At 40.2% G+C, this 14,545-nt stretch carries 23 protein-coding genes; 22 read left to right on the top strand and 1 reads right to left on the bottom strand.

All coding sequences use genetic code 11. From position 1 onward, the window contains the following. The first annotated feature begins 77 nt into the window (after nucleotides 1-77). Entirely contained in the window at nucleotides 78-944 is an 867-nt protein-coding gene (locus M0R80_01585; protein MCK9458317.1) for a hypothetical protein, read from the top strand. Here M0R80_01585 and M0R80_01580 read toward each other — a convergent pair. Beyond that, nucleotides 928-1,359 (bottom strand): hypothetical protein, encoded by a 432-nt coding sequence (locus M0R80_01580; protein MCK9458316.1) that lies wholly within the window; start codon nucleotides 1,357-1,359, stop codon nucleotides 928-930. The two genes, M0R80_01585 and M0R80_01580, sit on opposite strands and share 17 nt — an antisense overlap. Before the next feature lie 379 nt (nucleotides 1,360-1,738). Between M0R80_01580 and M0R80_01575 the strand changes: the two genes are divergently transcribed. The 21 genes from M0R80_01575 to M0R80_01475 all read left to right on the top strand — a co-directional run bounded on the left by M0R80_01575 (nucleotide 1,739) and on the right by M0R80_01475 (nucleotide 14,544). Next, nucleotides 1,739-2,383, top strand: a complete 645-nt coding sequence (locus M0R80_01575) for a PhoH family protein (GenBank protein ID MCK9458315.1) — start codon at nucleotides 1,739-1,741, stop codon at nucleotides 2,381-2,383. Beyond that, on the top strand, nucleotides 2,383-5,778 hold the full coding sequence (locus M0R80_01570; protein ID MCK9458314.1) for a hypothetical protein: 3,396 nt from the start codon (nucleotides 2,383-2,385) through the stop codon (nucleotides 5,776-5,778). The genes M0R80_01575 and M0R80_01570 overlap by 1 nt, the downstream gene beginning before the upstream one ends. 26 nt (nucleotides 5,779-5,804) lie before the next feature. After that, complete coding sequence (locus M0R80_01565; GenBank protein ID MCK9458313.1) at nucleotides 5,805-6,002, top strand: hypothetical protein; 198 nt, start codon at nucleotides 5,805-5,807, stop codon at nucleotides 6,000-6,002. A 32-nt stretch (nucleotides 6,003-6,034) separates the two neighbouring features. Then, nucleotides 6,035-7,081 (top strand): amidoligase family protein, encoded by a 1,047-nt coding sequence (locus M0R80_01560; protein MCK9458312.1) that lies wholly within the window; start codon nucleotides 6,035-6,037, stop codon nucleotides 7,079-7,081. 54 nt (nucleotides 7,082-7,135) lie between these two features. After that, the gene (locus M0R80_01555; protein ID MCK9458311.1) at nucleotides 7,136-7,414 is read left to right on the top strand and encodes a GlsB/YeaQ/YmgE family stress response membrane protein; all 279 of its coding nucleotides are present in this window, start codon (nucleotides 7,136-7,138) and stop codon (nucleotides 7,412-7,414) included. Next, complete coding sequence (locus tag M0R80_01550) at nucleotides 7,411-7,632, top strand: hypothetical protein (GenBank protein MCK9458310.1); 222 nt, start codon at nucleotides 7,411-7,413, stop codon at nucleotides 7,630-7,632. Before M0R80_01555 ends, M0R80_01550 begins: the two co-directional genes overlap by 4 nt. Before the next feature lie 110 nt (nucleotides 7,633-7,742). Continuing rightward, nucleotides 7,743-8,207, top strand: coding sequence for a hypothetical protein (locus tag M0R80_01545; protein ID MCK9458309.1), 465 nt, complete (start codon nucleotides 7,743-7,745; stop codon nucleotides 8,205-8,207). Next, complete coding sequence (locus M0R80_01540) at nucleotides 8,179-9,159, top strand: hypothetical protein (protein MCK9458308.1); 981 nt, start codon at nucleotides 8,179-8,181, stop codon at nucleotides 9,157-9,159. Before M0R80_01545 ends, M0R80_01540 begins: the two co-directional genes overlap by 29 nt. Beyond that, nucleotides 9,140-9,727 (top strand): hypothetical protein, encoded by a 588-nt coding sequence (locus tag M0R80_01535; protein MCK9458307.1) that lies wholly within the window; start codon nucleotides 9,140-9,142, stop codon nucleotides 9,725-9,727. Before M0R80_01540 ends, M0R80_01535 begins: the two co-directional genes overlap by 20 nt. 130 nt (nucleotides 9,728-9,857) lie before the next feature. Beyond that, the gene (locus tag M0R80_01530; GenBank protein ID MCK9458306.1) at nucleotides 9,858-10,553 is read left to right on the top strand and encodes a hypothetical protein; all 696 of its coding nucleotides are present in this window, start codon (nucleotides 9,858-9,860) and stop codon (nucleotides 10,551-10,553) included. Further along, on the top strand, nucleotides 10,537-10,932 hold the full coding sequence (locus M0R80_01525) for a hypothetical protein (GenBank protein MCK9458305.1): 396 nt from the start codon (nucleotides 10,537-10,539) through the stop codon (nucleotides 10,930-10,932). The genes M0R80_01530 and M0R80_01525 overlap by 17 nt, the downstream gene beginning before the upstream one ends. Beyond that, nucleotides 10,889-11,110, top strand: a complete 222-nt coding sequence (locus M0R80_01520; protein MCK9458304.1) for a hypothetical protein — start codon at nucleotides 10,889-10,891, stop codon at nucleotides 11,108-11,110. The genes M0R80_01525 and M0R80_01520 overlap by 44 nt, the downstream gene beginning before the upstream one ends. Continuing rightward, the gene (locus M0R80_01515; protein MCK9458303.1) at nucleotides 11,082-11,882 is read left to right on the top strand and encodes a radical SAM protein; all 801 of its coding nucleotides are present in this window, start codon (nucleotides 11,082-11,084) and stop codon (nucleotides 11,880-11,882) included. The genes M0R80_01520 and M0R80_01515 overlap by 29 nt, the downstream gene beginning before the upstream one ends. Continuing rightward, complete coding sequence (locus tag M0R80_01510) at nucleotides 11,879-12,109, top strand: hypothetical protein (GenBank protein ID MCK9458302.1); 231 nt, start codon at nucleotides 11,879-11,881, stop codon at nucleotides 12,107-12,109. The genes M0R80_01515 and M0R80_01510 overlap by 4 nt, the downstream gene beginning before the upstream one ends. Further along, nucleotides 12,102-12,599, top strand: a complete 498-nt coding sequence (locus M0R80_01505; protein ID MCK9458301.1) for a hypothetical protein — start codon at nucleotides 12,102-12,104, stop codon at nucleotides 12,597-12,599. The genes M0R80_01510 and M0R80_01505 overlap by 8 nt, the downstream gene beginning before the upstream one ends. An 11-nt stretch (nucleotides 12,600-12,610) precedes the next feature. Continuing rightward, nucleotides 12,611-13,048 (top strand): hypothetical protein, encoded by a 438-nt coding sequence (locus tag M0R80_01500; GenBank protein MCK9458300.1) that lies wholly within the window; start codon nucleotides 12,611-12,613, stop codon nucleotides 13,046-13,048. Nucleotide 13,049: 1 nt separating this feature from the next. Then, nucleotides 13,050-13,238: a hypothetical protein gene (locus M0R80_01495; protein MCK9458299.1), complete on the top strand. Its 189-nt coding sequence runs from the start codon at nucleotides 13,050-13,052 to the stop codon at nucleotides 13,236-13,238. Continuing rightward, a complete protein-coding gene (locus M0R80_01490; protein MCK9458298.1) occupies nucleotides 13,235-13,606 on the top strand; it encodes a hypothetical protein in 372 nt (123 codons plus the stop codon). The genes M0R80_01495 and M0R80_01490 overlap by 4 nt, the downstream gene beginning before the upstream one ends. A 26-nt stretch (nucleotides 13,607-13,632) precedes the next feature. Beyond that, nucleotides 13,633-13,959 carry a S24 family peptidase gene (locus M0R80_01485; GenBank protein MCK9458297.1) on the top strand — a complete coding sequence of 109 codons (327 nt, stop codon included), beginning with the start codon at nucleotides 13,633-13,635 and terminating at the stop codon, nucleotides 13,957-13,959. Further along, nucleotides 13,956-14,303, top strand: coding sequence for a hypothetical protein (locus M0R80_01480; GenBank protein MCK9458296.1), 348 nt, complete (start codon nucleotides 13,956-13,958; stop codon nucleotides 14,301-14,303). Before M0R80_01485 ends, M0R80_01480 begins: the two co-directional genes overlap by 4 nt. Further along, entirely contained in the window at nucleotides 14,251-14,544 is a 294-nt protein-coding gene (locus tag M0R80_01475) for a hypothetical protein (GenBank protein ID MCK9458295.1), read from the top strand. The genes M0R80_01480 and M0R80_01475 overlap by 53 nt, the downstream gene beginning before the upstream one ends. Nucleotide 14,545: the final 1 nt, after the last annotated feature.

The raw sequence follows: 14,545 nt of genomic DNA, 5'->3' as shown, positions 1-14,545 counted from the left end.
CAAAGCATTTCAAGTTCCGGGTTGGATATATAAGGGATGATGTGTACACATCAGCCTTATAGCGAAAAAAGGAGTTCGTGAGGGGTGAAGTTGTATTTCTTGGCGGAAATCAAATAAGCCTTTGGTGCGAATCAGTATTAGTAAACTATGGGGTAAAGGATACGCCTGTTAAGCAAAAATGGGCGTATCCATTTTTTTTTGTTATTTTTGGAAGAACTATTATATATAATAATAGAAATAGTTCTTCAAGGAGAAAATTTATGAGGTGTAATACATGTTCTAATGGTGCCGCTTTTGGCAATAAGAGTTGTTTGAAATGTTTAGCCAAGGCAAGGGAAAGATCGAATGAACGATATAAAAAAATGAAGCAAGAGAGAAAGTGCAAAACTTGTTTCGGCTCTATGCAGGAGGAAAAAGGAATATATTGCAAAAAATGCAAACAAGAAAAAAAAGACACATATACAAGAAGAAAACAACAAGGATTGTGTGTGACATGCGGAAGCAACAAGGCAACTACAACACAAAAATGCGACGAGTGCCATCAGGCGTATCTTGTAAATGTTAATGCAAAAAAACAAAAAAGACTGTCGGAGGGGCGATGTGCTTATTGTGAAAACAAAAGAATAAATGGTCAAACTTGTTTAAAACATTATTTACAAATAACATCTCAATCGCATTTTAAAAACATCAGCAAAGCAAATGATTTGTATAATCTGTTTTTGAAACAAAATGGCATATGTCCGTATACTGGCAAAAAACTAACATTAGGAGTGGATGCTTCATTGGATCATATTGTTCCAAAATCTCGGGGCGGTTCTGAAGATGTTTCCAATTTGCAATGGGTATATAATCAAGTGAATTTTATGAAAATAGATATGTTTGAAAATGAGTTTTTGAACCTTGTTGAATTGATTCACGAGAATTTGGCTAAGAAAGCTTCTTGATAAATTTTTCCCATTCGGGATGAGTAAACATTACATGCTTGTGTTTAGCATATTGGTTGGCAAATCCGTGGCAAAATAATTCCTCGGGGTTCTGACGATCTTTGTGTGTCATCTTGGTTTGTTTTACCATTTTCGCCCACTCGTTTTTCAACTCTGAAGGCAATGTTTCCCATAATCGATGCCCCAATTCATGCAGGAAAGTGAATTCTCTTCCATAATTCCAGGGTGCTGCTATAGTAATTGTTTTCTTCTTTTCATCCATAACACCGATGTGATCGTTATCGCCGCTAAGAGTATTTCCAGATTGGAACTTGAATTTATAGCCATGTATCAATTTTTGATATTTTTTAGGCAATTTGCCTAATGTTTCTTTGATGTCTTTTTCGTAATTTTCTACAAATTGCCTGAATTCCATGTTGTAATATCTATGTTTTCTATCTATAATATTTGTATGCAAGACATTGAATATATGCGTAAATGTTACAATTCTAGACCTGTGGCACAAGTTCCCTATCCGGTGTGGGCACTAAATCCATGCATGGTGTAATACTGGTTTCACAATTGTATATTTTTGCTAAAATTCAAGCTTGTGTTCATAATTCACACTAAACTTTGGAATTATCTGGGGTAAAAATCACTTGTGTAAGCATAGGTTCCCAGTTCTTCCCGATGCGTGGGGGTAGCGAACTGCAAACAAGCCATAATTTCGAGAGTGTGTCCTGCATTTTGGCCCTGTTGAGGATTTCTTCTTTGACAGGGCTTTCTTTATTTGCAGACGGAGTATAAATATCATTATGAGTAAAATTAAGAAAAATGTGGGGAAATTCCATATTGAATTTCTCAATGCCGCACAAAAACTGGCATGGGCTGGATTTCAACAACATGATGTAATGTTTATGATAGGTCCAGCAGGTACTGGCAAAACATATCTTGCGATGGCTTTTGCCATTCATGAACTGCTACAAGGCAGTCATAAAAAAATAATTCTCACCAGACCTATTGTAGAAGCTGGTGAATCTTTGGGCTATTTGCCTGGAGATTTGCATGAAAAAACTGGGCCTTATATGCTTCCTTTGGTTGACTCCATGAAGAAGCTTGCTCCAAATCCTCTCCAACACGATACAGTAGCTGCTGCTATTGAGGTTGCTCCCCTAGCATATCTCAGAGGTCGCACATTTGATAACGCTATTGCTATTTTTGATGAAGCCCAAAATGCCAGTCGTATGCAATTAAAATTGTTTTTAACTCGTCTGGGAGAAAATAGCAAAATTATCATTACAGGTGACCCCAGTCAAAGCGATATCGGAGAAAGCTCGGGATTGATGGATGTTGTAAGTCGTTTAGATGTAGTTCCTGGTATTTGTGTCGTGCGATTCAAAGAGGACTCTATTGTGAGGCATCCATTAGTATCAGCGATGTTGGCCAAATTGGAGAGTTAATGTTCGATTCAGTTTTAAGCAAAATGATGTTTACAAGCTCAAGCTCAAGCTCAAGCTCAAGCTCAAGCTCAAGCTCAAGCTCAAGCTCAAGCTCCGAAACATCAGATTATTCCTATGTGGCAACAGGTGCAATATACATTAAAACAAACCCCTTTGATCCAACAGGATTAGAGGCTGTGTATTTTCCAACTTTGCAGGTTTATTGGGATGTGCCCGGTATTGCATCTCGATCCATAGACTTTTATTGGGATGGTTATGGAAAGAATGTTCACAACAATGATCCAGTGCTTTTTTGGTGGCGAGTAGAAAGCGAAGTAGTTGAGAATTTAGAAACTGTTTATATAGATAATTGTGGCCCATCTGTCACATGTTGTGACGGCACAGTGCCATCCACAAGCTCTGGAGGACATTCTAGCTCTACTTCGGGCTCTTCTTCAAGCCGTAGCAGTAGTAGCTCTTCAAGTTCATCACAGTCTTATGTAAATCTATATTATTATAGACATGCATTTTCCATATCTGATTGGGTTTCGAGTGGGGGCATGTATGAAATTACATTTGTTCACAATCTTCACTCTAATGGGGTTGTTGTCGAGATTTGGGATGAAACTACTTCGCCAGCAACATTAGTGGATGTTCAAAGTGTTGAGCATATTGATTCTGACACCATAAGGATTAAGATTCCTCTTGCTCCTCCTGACTATAGATTTAATGGTTTTATTGTTATTTTAGGAGGGGTAGAAAGCCCACATTTATTATTTGCCGAAGAGTTGCCTCTTGATGTGGATGTATCTTTCGTAGATTCAAATATTTCTAAAGAAACAACTGATGGTGAGGTTGTGAATTTAGGATTGATACCACCAGAGGCTCTTAGATCATTCCTTTACGGACCAGATGGACAAGAGTGTAGTGGTTTAAATCCTTACGAGCATATTAGAGTATTGGGAGCCAGTGGACATGTAAGCCCTCAGCCAAATTGCATGGGTGATTATTATTGTTCTGGTAAGTATGGCAAGGGACTGACATACACACGAGATGATGGGGCGTTTGTATTTTGGTATGATCCCGAAATTTGTAAATGGAATCTTAGCACACAAGTTGGTATACATGCAAATCCAGAGTGGCGTGACCCAGGTTATGGCATTGGAATTTGTGATTCCACACAACCACCCTATTTTCCGTGGATACCCTTTGGGAATTATTATGACCCTATGCCAGGGACTATAGGAAATCCACTTCCTACGATAGTGGCGGATTATCCACCAATTCCAAGTTCAAGTAGTTCAAAGTTAAGTTCAAGTAGCAGTTCAAGTAGTTCAAGTTCAAAAAATTCAAGTTCAAGTTCGAACTACTTGAGCTTGAACTTTTTACAATCAAGTTCAAGTAGCTCAAAATCAAGTTCAAGTAGCTCAACGTCAAGTTCAGGTGGTGGTGGTGGTGGTGGTTTTCCAGGGACAGTGTGGGGACCAGTTTGTACTGGCACTTGTGGCATGTATTATATTAGGTATTTGACCGCCGCAAACATTCAGGATGTATGCACCAAATTAAAGAAAATACAGGCAGATCGTCCATTGTTGTATTGGCGTGTTAAATCTATTAAAAAATATTTAAAGCCGCTGGATTCAAAAAATGATGTAATATTGGGGCAAACTGGACCCTGGATAGTTTGCGAAGATCAAGTCGGATGGCAAACAGTGCCCGAATGTTTAGAGTTCACACTTTCTACCGGATTAGGGGCAGGAACAGTAACCACCACTACAAGTGTCGATACTGCTGTTGCACCTATTTTTCATCGACCTGTTGGTTACACAATACCCCCAGCATCAATTACTACTACTTCAATAGCTGTTGCTCCTAATGTTAGCGGTGGTATAAAAACATTTTTCTTAACTGTCGATATTGTTGAGAGTGTTGTCAAAATTGAAATAGGCGGCACTTCACCTGCACAGTGGTGTTTGCCTCCTGGGGCTTTTTCAAATGCATTCAGTTTAGAATTTGACAGCAGTGGCGTATGTGAGCTAATTGGTGGTATTTTAATTACTGGGACTTCACCTGTGATTAGCAGCCACTATGATTGTGTGGCTTCTGGGTCTTTAAGCATAGATGGCTTATCTCTGTTGGCGTGTAGTGCATGGGAAGCAGTGGCCAATGGAACGGTTTTGATTACAGGAATGTCGAGTGTAGTGTCACCCGTGTGGGAGTGGGAAGCCTCAGGTGGTTTAGGGCTAAGTGGCGTATCTTCTGAAAAAGCAACATATATTCATCTTGCTGAAGGAGTGGTCGCTTTAATTGGCTCTGCAAATTCCAACATTGTCACAATGGATTATTTATACACATCTTCTGGCGAGTTGGAAATAAAAGGCACTTCTCTTGCTTATCCTGTGCCGTATGTGGTTGTTCCAACACCTTTCTCCTTGGGCGGGAGTGCTATAGTAGTTTCTTCTGCTTGGGCAGCTACTGCAAGTGGAACAATAACATTAGAGGGGGGATATTTTGGTACATTTACTCATGTGTCTGCTGGAAGTTTAGTGATTGGCGGAAATTCATTATTGGATATTAGGGCAGAAGGTGGCATAACAATAGGTGGAACATCCCTTGTGATAAGTTCAGCATATACATGGCATGCTTTGGGGGAGATAGATGTTGAAGGTTTGTCCGAAACAGATTGTAGCTACAAGGGTGAGTTTGATACTTTCGGCGGTGCAGACGTTGCAATTGTAGAAGCTCCAAAGTACCCTGATTCAGATTTGTACAATTCACAGCCAATTATTTGGTTGCCGCAAGAGAATGTATCCACTTCTTGTGAGTGCCAGCCAATTCCACAGATTTTGTATATGCAGCACGATTTTAATAGATTGTCTAAATTAAAGTTTTTCTTGCTTAAAAATAATTTAGTGTTTCCTAATGTTGTCAATTTATTGTATGGTGGGAATTTTGATCCCTATTGGCGGGGAACAAGTCATTTTGCTGGCGTAGGATTGGAAGAACACACCACTGAAAAATGGACATTGCAATATGAGTGGAATTGCACAAGTGTCATAGGAGATGTCAGCATAGCTGATTGGACTTGGCAATATGTGCTAACAGCACACAGGTTGCAGAATTTGCTTGGTACAACCAAGAACACATCAGCGAAATTGAGAGTAAATTTTGCGATCAATCCGTATTGCAACAAAACATTACAATTTGGAATAAAGTTTGAATTCTTCTATTATGGTGGTGGAACAGCCATCAATCCTATTACCGGAGAAGCAGCAGTAGACGCACAACTAGTAGATAATATAGGCTTGTTTGATGCTTCTGCTTGGGAGGGTAATACCGCCCTTAGGATTTATATTGGTAGCCAAATAGTCAATCTATCGATTCCGTCAATTCCAGTTTCTATTTTTACGGCTTAAATGCTATAATGTATTCGGAGGCACATATGGTTATTTTATTGGTTGTTATTCTTGTTTTGGTGTTGATAACATTGGCTCTTTTAGTTGCGGCATGCTTTTTGTTGGTCAAGCTCTCTAACGAATTGGGCGAATTGTGGGAAGTTGTGCAAGCCCAAAGATCGAACGTTAGTCGATTGATGAATTGGGTTGGTGGCGTGGGCGATGAAAACAGGGATCAATCTTGACTTTTGTCTGAGTTTTATGCTATCCTATAATCATGCTCATAGAATACAAAAAATTTAATAGCAAGCGTCGTTTTGGTATTGAATTAGAAGTCAGCAGCGTAAAAAATCAAGTTATCCGTGGTTCTTCCAAAGAATCAGTGTGGACCGATCAGTTTGGCTATCGTCATCCATGTATTAGCAAACAATACATTAGAGATATTATTGCCAAAAAATCTTCTCGGCACATTGTGGTAACAGATGGTATTTTTGGTGACGATTGCCCAGGATGGGCACAAACCAGCCAAAATGATTATTGGCATGTCAAGTATGACAGCACCTGTGGTCCGCTCGGCAAGAAAAAAGACAATGGTGGATGGGAAGTTGCTTCGTTTATCGCCCAGGGCCAGCGTGATCTTTTGCACATAGGTAATGTGGCAGATGCTTTGCGAAAAGCTGGTGTAGAAGTCAACAATAATTGTGGGCTTCATATTCACGCAGAAGTTAAAGATTTTGCCCCAGAGCAAGTTGCCGTTCTTGTTGCTCGATGGATTAAAATAGAGCCGTGGATATGCCAAATGCTTCCACCACATCGCCGCACAAATAAATATTGCAAATTATTGGGAAAACATTTTAAGTATGAAGGAGTATTTGAAACTCCAGAAGATTATTGGCGTTATATTAAGCCTTCAAATCTCAATGTACATGAGAATCCTCAAAAAAAATTGGCAATAAATTTGGTGAACTATGCGGCTGCCATAAGGGGTGAAGCAGGGCATGGGGGATATGATACGAGTCGTAAAACAGTAGAATTACGGATGCCAGAGGGCACATTAACCAGTTCGGAAATTATTAATTGGACATATTTATATTTGTGGTTTGTGGATTTTTCAAAAAACAAAATTATGCCGACTGATTTTTCCCAAGTACCTACTTTGGAGGAATTTTTGAGGTATTTGGGACTAGAAAAAGATAAAGGTGTTTATTTATTGTCGGATGAGTTATTTGAATTAAAAAAGTGGATATTGAATCGTATGGTTCAATGGGGTAATTTGAAGCACAAAAAAGAAGCACAAAAGAAGTTGAAATTTATGGAGCTATGAACACAAGAGGTTTGCCACTTGTGAATCATATATAATTAAAAAGGGAGGTGAGTTATGCTTTGGTTGATTGGATTTTTATTTTATGCTATAATTGTGGGATTGATTGCGAAAGCTATCATGCCTGCGGCTGCCCCTGTAGGGCTATTATCAACAATTGTGGTTGGTGTTGTTGGCTCTTATGTTGGAGGGCTTATTAATTTCCTGATTGGTAGAGGTGAATTTGGACAAACTTCTGGCATCATTCTTGGCATCGTTGGCGGCATTGTTGCCCTGTGGATATGGCGATGGTGGAACACGCAACAAGCTGGTGTTAGTTTTTGGAATGGCAAATGAATCAGGAAGTGATTGATAAGCTAAGAGAAAGATATGTTGATTTGCATCCTTTGATTTTTTTGAGATCAGTGGAGCATGCCAAAGACACAGGAGAGCTTTTTGAAATTTTAGAAAGTTTTCCTAAAAAATACCCTGTGGCTTGGGACGAACAAACTCGTTGCTGGGCTGTGGCTGATCCTATTCGATTAAATGAATTGAAAAAAATTGTAGAAAAGTAATGTATCTCTGCGAAGAATATCTTAAACGGCACGGTATCGATATACCTTATGTTAAACACATCCGATCAGGATGTGCTTTTTTCAAGCCCGCCGACAACAATTGGTATTTATTGACCATTAATTGGCAAGAGCCAACATGGCGTCCGGGGGTATATTATATAAAAACTTACGAGCCAATACATAACGGATACAGAGATGGTGTTTTGTTTGAACAATTAACTGAAAATAAATTGTTTTTGGATGAATATGAAGATTTTTTTCTCGAATGGAGAAAAAATGTTGTAAGACTGCCTTGGCAAAAAGAATTACGATTAATTACATGGGAAATTTGCCTCTATTGTTATGATGGTTTGTTGGCAAGTTATGTGTCAAAACAGGACTTTCTTTCCACTATAGACCCGAGTTTGTCTGTTGAATCCCGACTAGAATCTTTAGATAAAATTTTGATATATTTTCAAAATAAGTTGCCGTTGTTTGTAGAGGCGTTAAACATGGATATGAGAAGATATTCAAAGGAATATGCCAATTGGTTAGCGGAGTTAGTACATGGAAATACTAAAAATTCGCAATCCTAAGTCGAGCTTTTCCTACATTAAAATAAAGCCGCATCAGGAATTTTTCCTCCATTTTTCCTCCATATTTGGCAATAATCCAGCAGAGCAGATTCTGGATTTTACTTGGAATAGTGAATATTTGGAGTGTGAGGAAAATTTAAACAAAGATCGTCCCGATGGACCAGTTGATATGCGTTTTCGTCAATTATATCCAGATATCATGGATGATTGGGCGAAATATTCTTCGGTCGTGTTGGGCGAAATATGTGTTGTGCGACAGCACGGACAATCTAACATGGTGGTTGTTTTAGAACAATCTACACCCAAGGTCAATGATATACTTACAATTATCGACCCAGACAATATCACCCTCACATTACGTCCAAAACAAATTTTAGAAATAGTTTTATCGGGCAATAAGGGAACTTGTCATTATTGTGCAACTGGACTCTCAAGCTCGCAGTGTTTTTATCATAAAGTTGCTTGTGCCTCAATGGAAATAAATGAAGAGTGCATGAAATGCAATGGCACTAAAGAGGCAGAGGGAATCTATACGGTCAACATTGGCAGCGATCAAGAGCCGGTGCGAGTGATGCCTAAGGTAACAGGATGTGCAATGCATTCTTGGTATAGAAATTTTCTTGCTGGTGCTAATTGGCCCGCTGGTGCCTATAATGCTGGAAGGATTTATTGCGAAGGAGTAGAAAATGAAGGGCAAATTAATTTAAATCTCAAATTGCGAAGAAAAGACACAAAAAACAAAGGACTATCTATTCCATCTGTTCAAAATACAGTTGTTCCATATTGTAAAAATGTTATACTAGAAGAAATAGGTGGTGAATTTGAAGATTGTGAAACTGTAGAATATGTTGGCGAAAACAAAATTATTAAAACTGTAGATAATCGAATAATAGTTTGCAATTCACACGAAAGGAACGCTCGTTGCTCTGCCCATGCTAACTCGTATAATTAAAGAATCTTTAAAACGCCCAAATCCTGGTCAATTTGCCATTGAACCACAAGCCAACCACGCATTGGTTTGGATAGCATGCAGAGATCGTTTTAATACGTGTTATTTCACAGAAGATACAGAAGGTTTTTACGTGTCTCATTTGGCTGGCGATGCTGTAAAAGTTTCTGCTTTTATGTATAAAACGGAAGTAATATTGGGTGTTTCATATTCTGAGTTTGCCCCCACTAATCGAGATTATATTACTTGGATTGCTCCATCTTTATTCTGGAAAGATAATTTTATTCGACGGTCTTTGCTTACTTTGTTGCTGCGGGCTGGAACTGCCTATGATCCAAAAACTGATAATTATGAGGAAGCCTTGTATTCCAACAAATACCTTAAAGACAGCAAACCGGCTGTTATGCGGTTTCTTTTCGGTTTTACAGAATTTCCAAGTGCTGGCCCCGATTGGAGCACAGGATGGTGGGCTACTTTTGTGAATAAATCAACAGAAGAAGTCAGAAGGGCGTTGGTTTCAAAGAAGGTCAGCGAACCTTCTGTAGTAGGCCAAGGCAGCCTTTGGAGATAAACAATACTATCAGCAAAATTATGTCGCTCGGATGGAAGCCTCAATTTAATCTTGAAGAGGGGCTACAAAAGACGGTAGAATACTACCTTTCTTAGGTTTACAAAAATCCCTTCTGAAGTATAATAGGGGCATGGACTATTTCACAGCAGATACTCATTTTGGACACGGCAATATTCTGAAATATTGCCACCGGCTGCAATTCATGACAGATTCCGAACGGGCTGTTATGGCAAGCGGCGATCATAAAGCTATATCCCAGTTGAGGATAAGCCAAGAAAGCATTAGCCGAATGGATCGGGGAATGCTTGACCACATTAACTCTGTGGTGGGGGAAAAGGATCGACTTATTCATGTGGGAGACTTCTGTTGGGTGCGTGGCGACCCCCACCGAATAGCTGGTGCTTTCATCTATTACAGAAAGCAGATTAAATGTCGCAATGTTGTTTTGGTTTGGGGAAACCATGATCCTAAGCAATTTTCTGCGGGCAGAGAGGCAATTGATGCGTCCGGGTATTTTCGAACGCATGCCGATATGTTGTCTTTGAGAATTGGGGACAAAAATTATGTAGCGTCCCATTATGCTTATGCGATTTGGGATCGTCGCCACCACGGAGCAAGAAACCTATACGGACATTCTCATGCCCGTGCTGAGGCTTGGCTTGATTCCATTATGCCCGGTCGATTTTCAATGGATGTGGGCATAGACAATGCATTCAAACTTCTGGGTGAATATCGACCTTTTTCCCTTGATGAAATTGAATCCATAATGTCCACCCGATCTGGGTTTGGATTGTTGAGAAAAGGAGAAGATGATGAACGTGGGTGAGCAAACTGCACCAGTAGGTCAGTGTCCATGTATTATTGCTCTGCAAAGCAATGTTGATTTGATCTTGTGCAAGGATAAGGCGACGGCTCGAAAGCAAGCTCTAGCCTATATGGCAGAGTGGTATCAAGATGATTTGGATTGGTCCTATATGCCAGAATTTATCAAAGCATTCAATGATGCTGTGGATGATCTGGAAGATGAAAATAAATTCCAAATAGTTTGGAATATTTGGGAAGAGCATGCCAATGGTGAGTTTGAATTTATCAAAATTATTGATAAGATTCACACAGCAGAAGATATAGCGTTGGAGAAGTTGGCCGAAGACGAGGAACAAAATGACACCCAAGCAGAAGAAGTTTCTGACGGATTTGTGGTTTGATGAATTTATAGGGCAAAATAATTTATGCGGATTGTGTGGCAACACAGGTCGTATCGATACTGTGGGAAAAGTAACCTCACCAGCGGGTTTTCCTGCGGGCGGTGAGTTTTTTTGTATTTGTCCAAATGGCAGAGCAATGAAGGAAGCAAATGATGTCAAGCAAGCCAAAAAAAATTAGTGGCACCTTGGAGTGGGCAGTGGCAAATGTGAATTGCATCAAAGGCTGTAGCCACAATTGCCGCTATTGCTACGCACGCTCCCGAGCTATGCGGTTCAAGCAAATCAACACTCCCGAGGATTGGACTAAGCCGGAAGTCCGAGAGCATGATGTCAAAAAGAATCGAAAAAAAGAAGATGGAACAGTGATGTTCCCCACCACGCATGACATTGTTCCAGAAATGATTGAGCCTTGCGTCATTGTGTTGCGAAAACTTCTGGAAGCTGGCAACGATATTCTCATTGTGTCCAAGCCTCATTTGGAGTGCATTAAACGACTTTGCCATGAGTTTGAAGAGTATAAGGATCACATTCTTTTCCGATTTACTATTGGGGCATTTGACGATGCAATCCTAAAATATTGGGAACCAGGAGCCCCGAATTTCTTTGAGCGTATGGCTGCCCTGAAATACGCATTTGTAGCTGGGTTCAAAACAAGCGTAAGTTGTGAGCCCATGTTGGATGCTCCCAATATGGTTGAATTATTCAACACGTTGGAGTTGTTTGTCACCGATAGCATTTGGATCGGGAAGATGAACAAAGTCAGACAGAGAGTAATCATTGAAACAGAGGAAGACGAGCGGCAGGTCGCCCGTATTGAGGCTGGACAGACCGATGATAAAATATGGGAAATTTATGAAGCCTTGCAGGATCGCAAGGTTGTTAAATGGAAAGAGTCCGTAAAAGAGATTGTGGGACTTACTTTAGCAATTGAGCCGGGGACAGACGAATGAGTGGCATTGCTAAAATAACGGTGTATTTAATAGTGCTTATTCCGGCTACGCCGATTGGACTGTTGCTTTATATAGGTCTGGTCAAGTTATTTGAGCCACATAATGCGTTTTTGTGTTTGCTTTGTGCTTTCGGAGCAGCGTTTGTAGCATCGATTTTAGTTCTTTATTCCATCATTGGTGTGATGGTTTTATTGGCACTTCGCAAAAAGAAACAGACAAATGAATAGCGTTAAAATTAAAGAATTTTTGGACATTAGAAAACGTTGCAAAGCAGCAGGTGTTGCTGAACCACCGGAAGTATCAAATGCTTTAAAAGGTTGTGCGTTGATGCCTTCCGTGGTCGAATTGTCGGCAATGAGAAAAGAGTACAAGTTTTTAAGCAAAGGAATACAACAGAAGGTTGATTTTCCTGCGTTAAAACTAAGATTGCATCTGCACATTTATTGGGAAGAAGACGACTACGCCAGTTTTGAAATTGAGGGCGTGAACATCATTGATCCAACATTTTTGGAAAAAACGTTTTTTCAGGAACAGCAGCAAGCATTTGATGATATGGTTGGGCACAACGGTACGGTCGAGGATGCAATATGGCAATTAAAATTATTCAAGGATTTTAACAAGAGAGTCAAAGATTGTTGCCAAAAGGCAAAAAAGTTTGAAAGTAAATATCCTGGGTTTGATTGGTATAGAGACATAGTTGAAATTGTCGAACAATAGAGGAGGTAGTGATGCAAAGCTTAAAACAAGAGCTAGACAACATACTTTCTGGGCAACGCAAGCACCTACGTGTGGATGCAGAATTGATTGCAAAATCCAATGCCAGCCAATCACCCCAGGATGTATCCCAGCGTAATTGTCGTGCCTTGGATAGATTTGTGCCATTGGTCAACTGTCTCTCGGATGTGGCAAAATTCGTAGATTGGTTTTGGGGATATTATTATGGTGAAAAGAAATCAAAAGACGAAAAAGCACTGTTGGCCGAAAACGAAAAGCTGAAGGCCCAAGTGAAAAGGCAAGCGGAGGAATTAAAGCATTTGCAGGAAGTGGCAGCAGCAAGAAAAAAGAAATTAGAGAATTGGCTTGTGGTCATGCGTCGTTTGAACGACAAGGTTGAGTTGTTGAATAGAAAACAAAAAGTGCGGGAATACTTGACAAAGGTGGGCTAAAATGAAGATTTTTGAAATTATCACCACCCAAGAGCCGTGCAAACTGCAACATCCCATTATTGGGATTGTTGAATGGATAAACGATCCAACGCAAGGGTGGGTGTTGGTGTTTTCCGAAGGGCCAGAAAAAGGACAGTGTTTGGTTGTGGATGAGAGCGTGATTCTCGATGATACATGGCAAACAGCATGAACGCAAAAGAAATTCACAAATTGTTGTCGGATCAAGGTGTTCGCATTTTTTCTGTGCGGATACAAAGCAGCTATGGATTGGAAACGGAGTATTGGATACATCCCAGCCAGACCGTGCAGGAATGGCGTCTGGATGTTGCTGCATTTTTTGAAAGTAAATTTATTTCCGAAGACGATTTGCTCAATGAATTTCACACATACATGCGAGGTTTGGGATACATTGAAATGATGGATGTAGTTGCCGATACATTTGAAGGCGAAGTGCGAATTGTGCATGAGGGAGAACATCTTACGGCAAAAATGGTGCCCGATCCCGACCACCGAGAGGATGTGACTGGGTTTGGGCACCACGGGTGGGAATCAAAGTGAAAAGTTTTTCTGAAAGATGTAGAATAATGGATTGGTTAAAACACGTTGATGACCTGAAGGCTGGAAAAAGAGTCCAGATTCGACCCAAAGGTAATTCAATGGAGCCAAAGATCAGCAGCGGTGATTTGGTGACTATCGAGCCAATCAAAGAAAAAGACCACCGTATTGCAATTGTTGAAAAAGGTGATATAGTATTCTGCAAGGTGAAGGGGCATTATTATATTCACTTGGTAGAAGCTGTTAAACAAAAAATGGGTTGTGTGCTTTATCAAATCGGCAATAACAAAAAACACACCAATGGCACCATTGGTGCCGATAACATTTTTGGGAAGATAACAAAGGTGGAAAAATGAATATTGAAACCAGAAAAGAGCCCAAAGAGCCAGAGAATGCCGCTGAGGTTATGGCAAGGGCAGTCGAGTTTGCCAAAAAACGTACCGAATGTTTGGTGCTGGGCGGCAGCGAAGAAGCTGCATTGGAGGCACAACTTGCGTTGGTATGGGATGAATTTAAAGACACATCCTTGTCCAAAAATATTGGTCTTTTTTTTCCTGAGCCAATCAAGGATGATGCGACCGATCAACTCAGGCTCTGTATAAGGCTTATTTGTTGGGGCAACTTTCTGTTATCAAACTCCAAAGGTCATGATGAACGATACAGAAAAAACACAGTGCGAACAGTTGAGGGCAATTATTGACTGGCTTTATATGCAGTCAGCCGATTTGTTTCTCTGCGGAGAAATTATAGAGATTCACGAAGCCCGTGAGTTTCTTAGGGCAATAAAAAATGACCCCCAACATGGCTACGGAAACGATACCCTTGCTCAACATTTTTCCATGATTTGTCTCAATATCAAGCCTGCCATCGAAATTAGAATAGACAGGATGAACAATGCTCTTGAGAAAATCGAAGAAGCCCAGAAAAAGCCGGGAACATAGT

Source organism: Pseudomonadota bacterium (assembly GCA_023229365.1).
Taxonomy (GTDB): Bacteria; Myxococcota_A; Polyangia; order JAAYKL01; family JAAYKL01; genus JALNZK01.
This window is presented reverse-complemented; position numbering and strand designations above follow the sequence as displayed.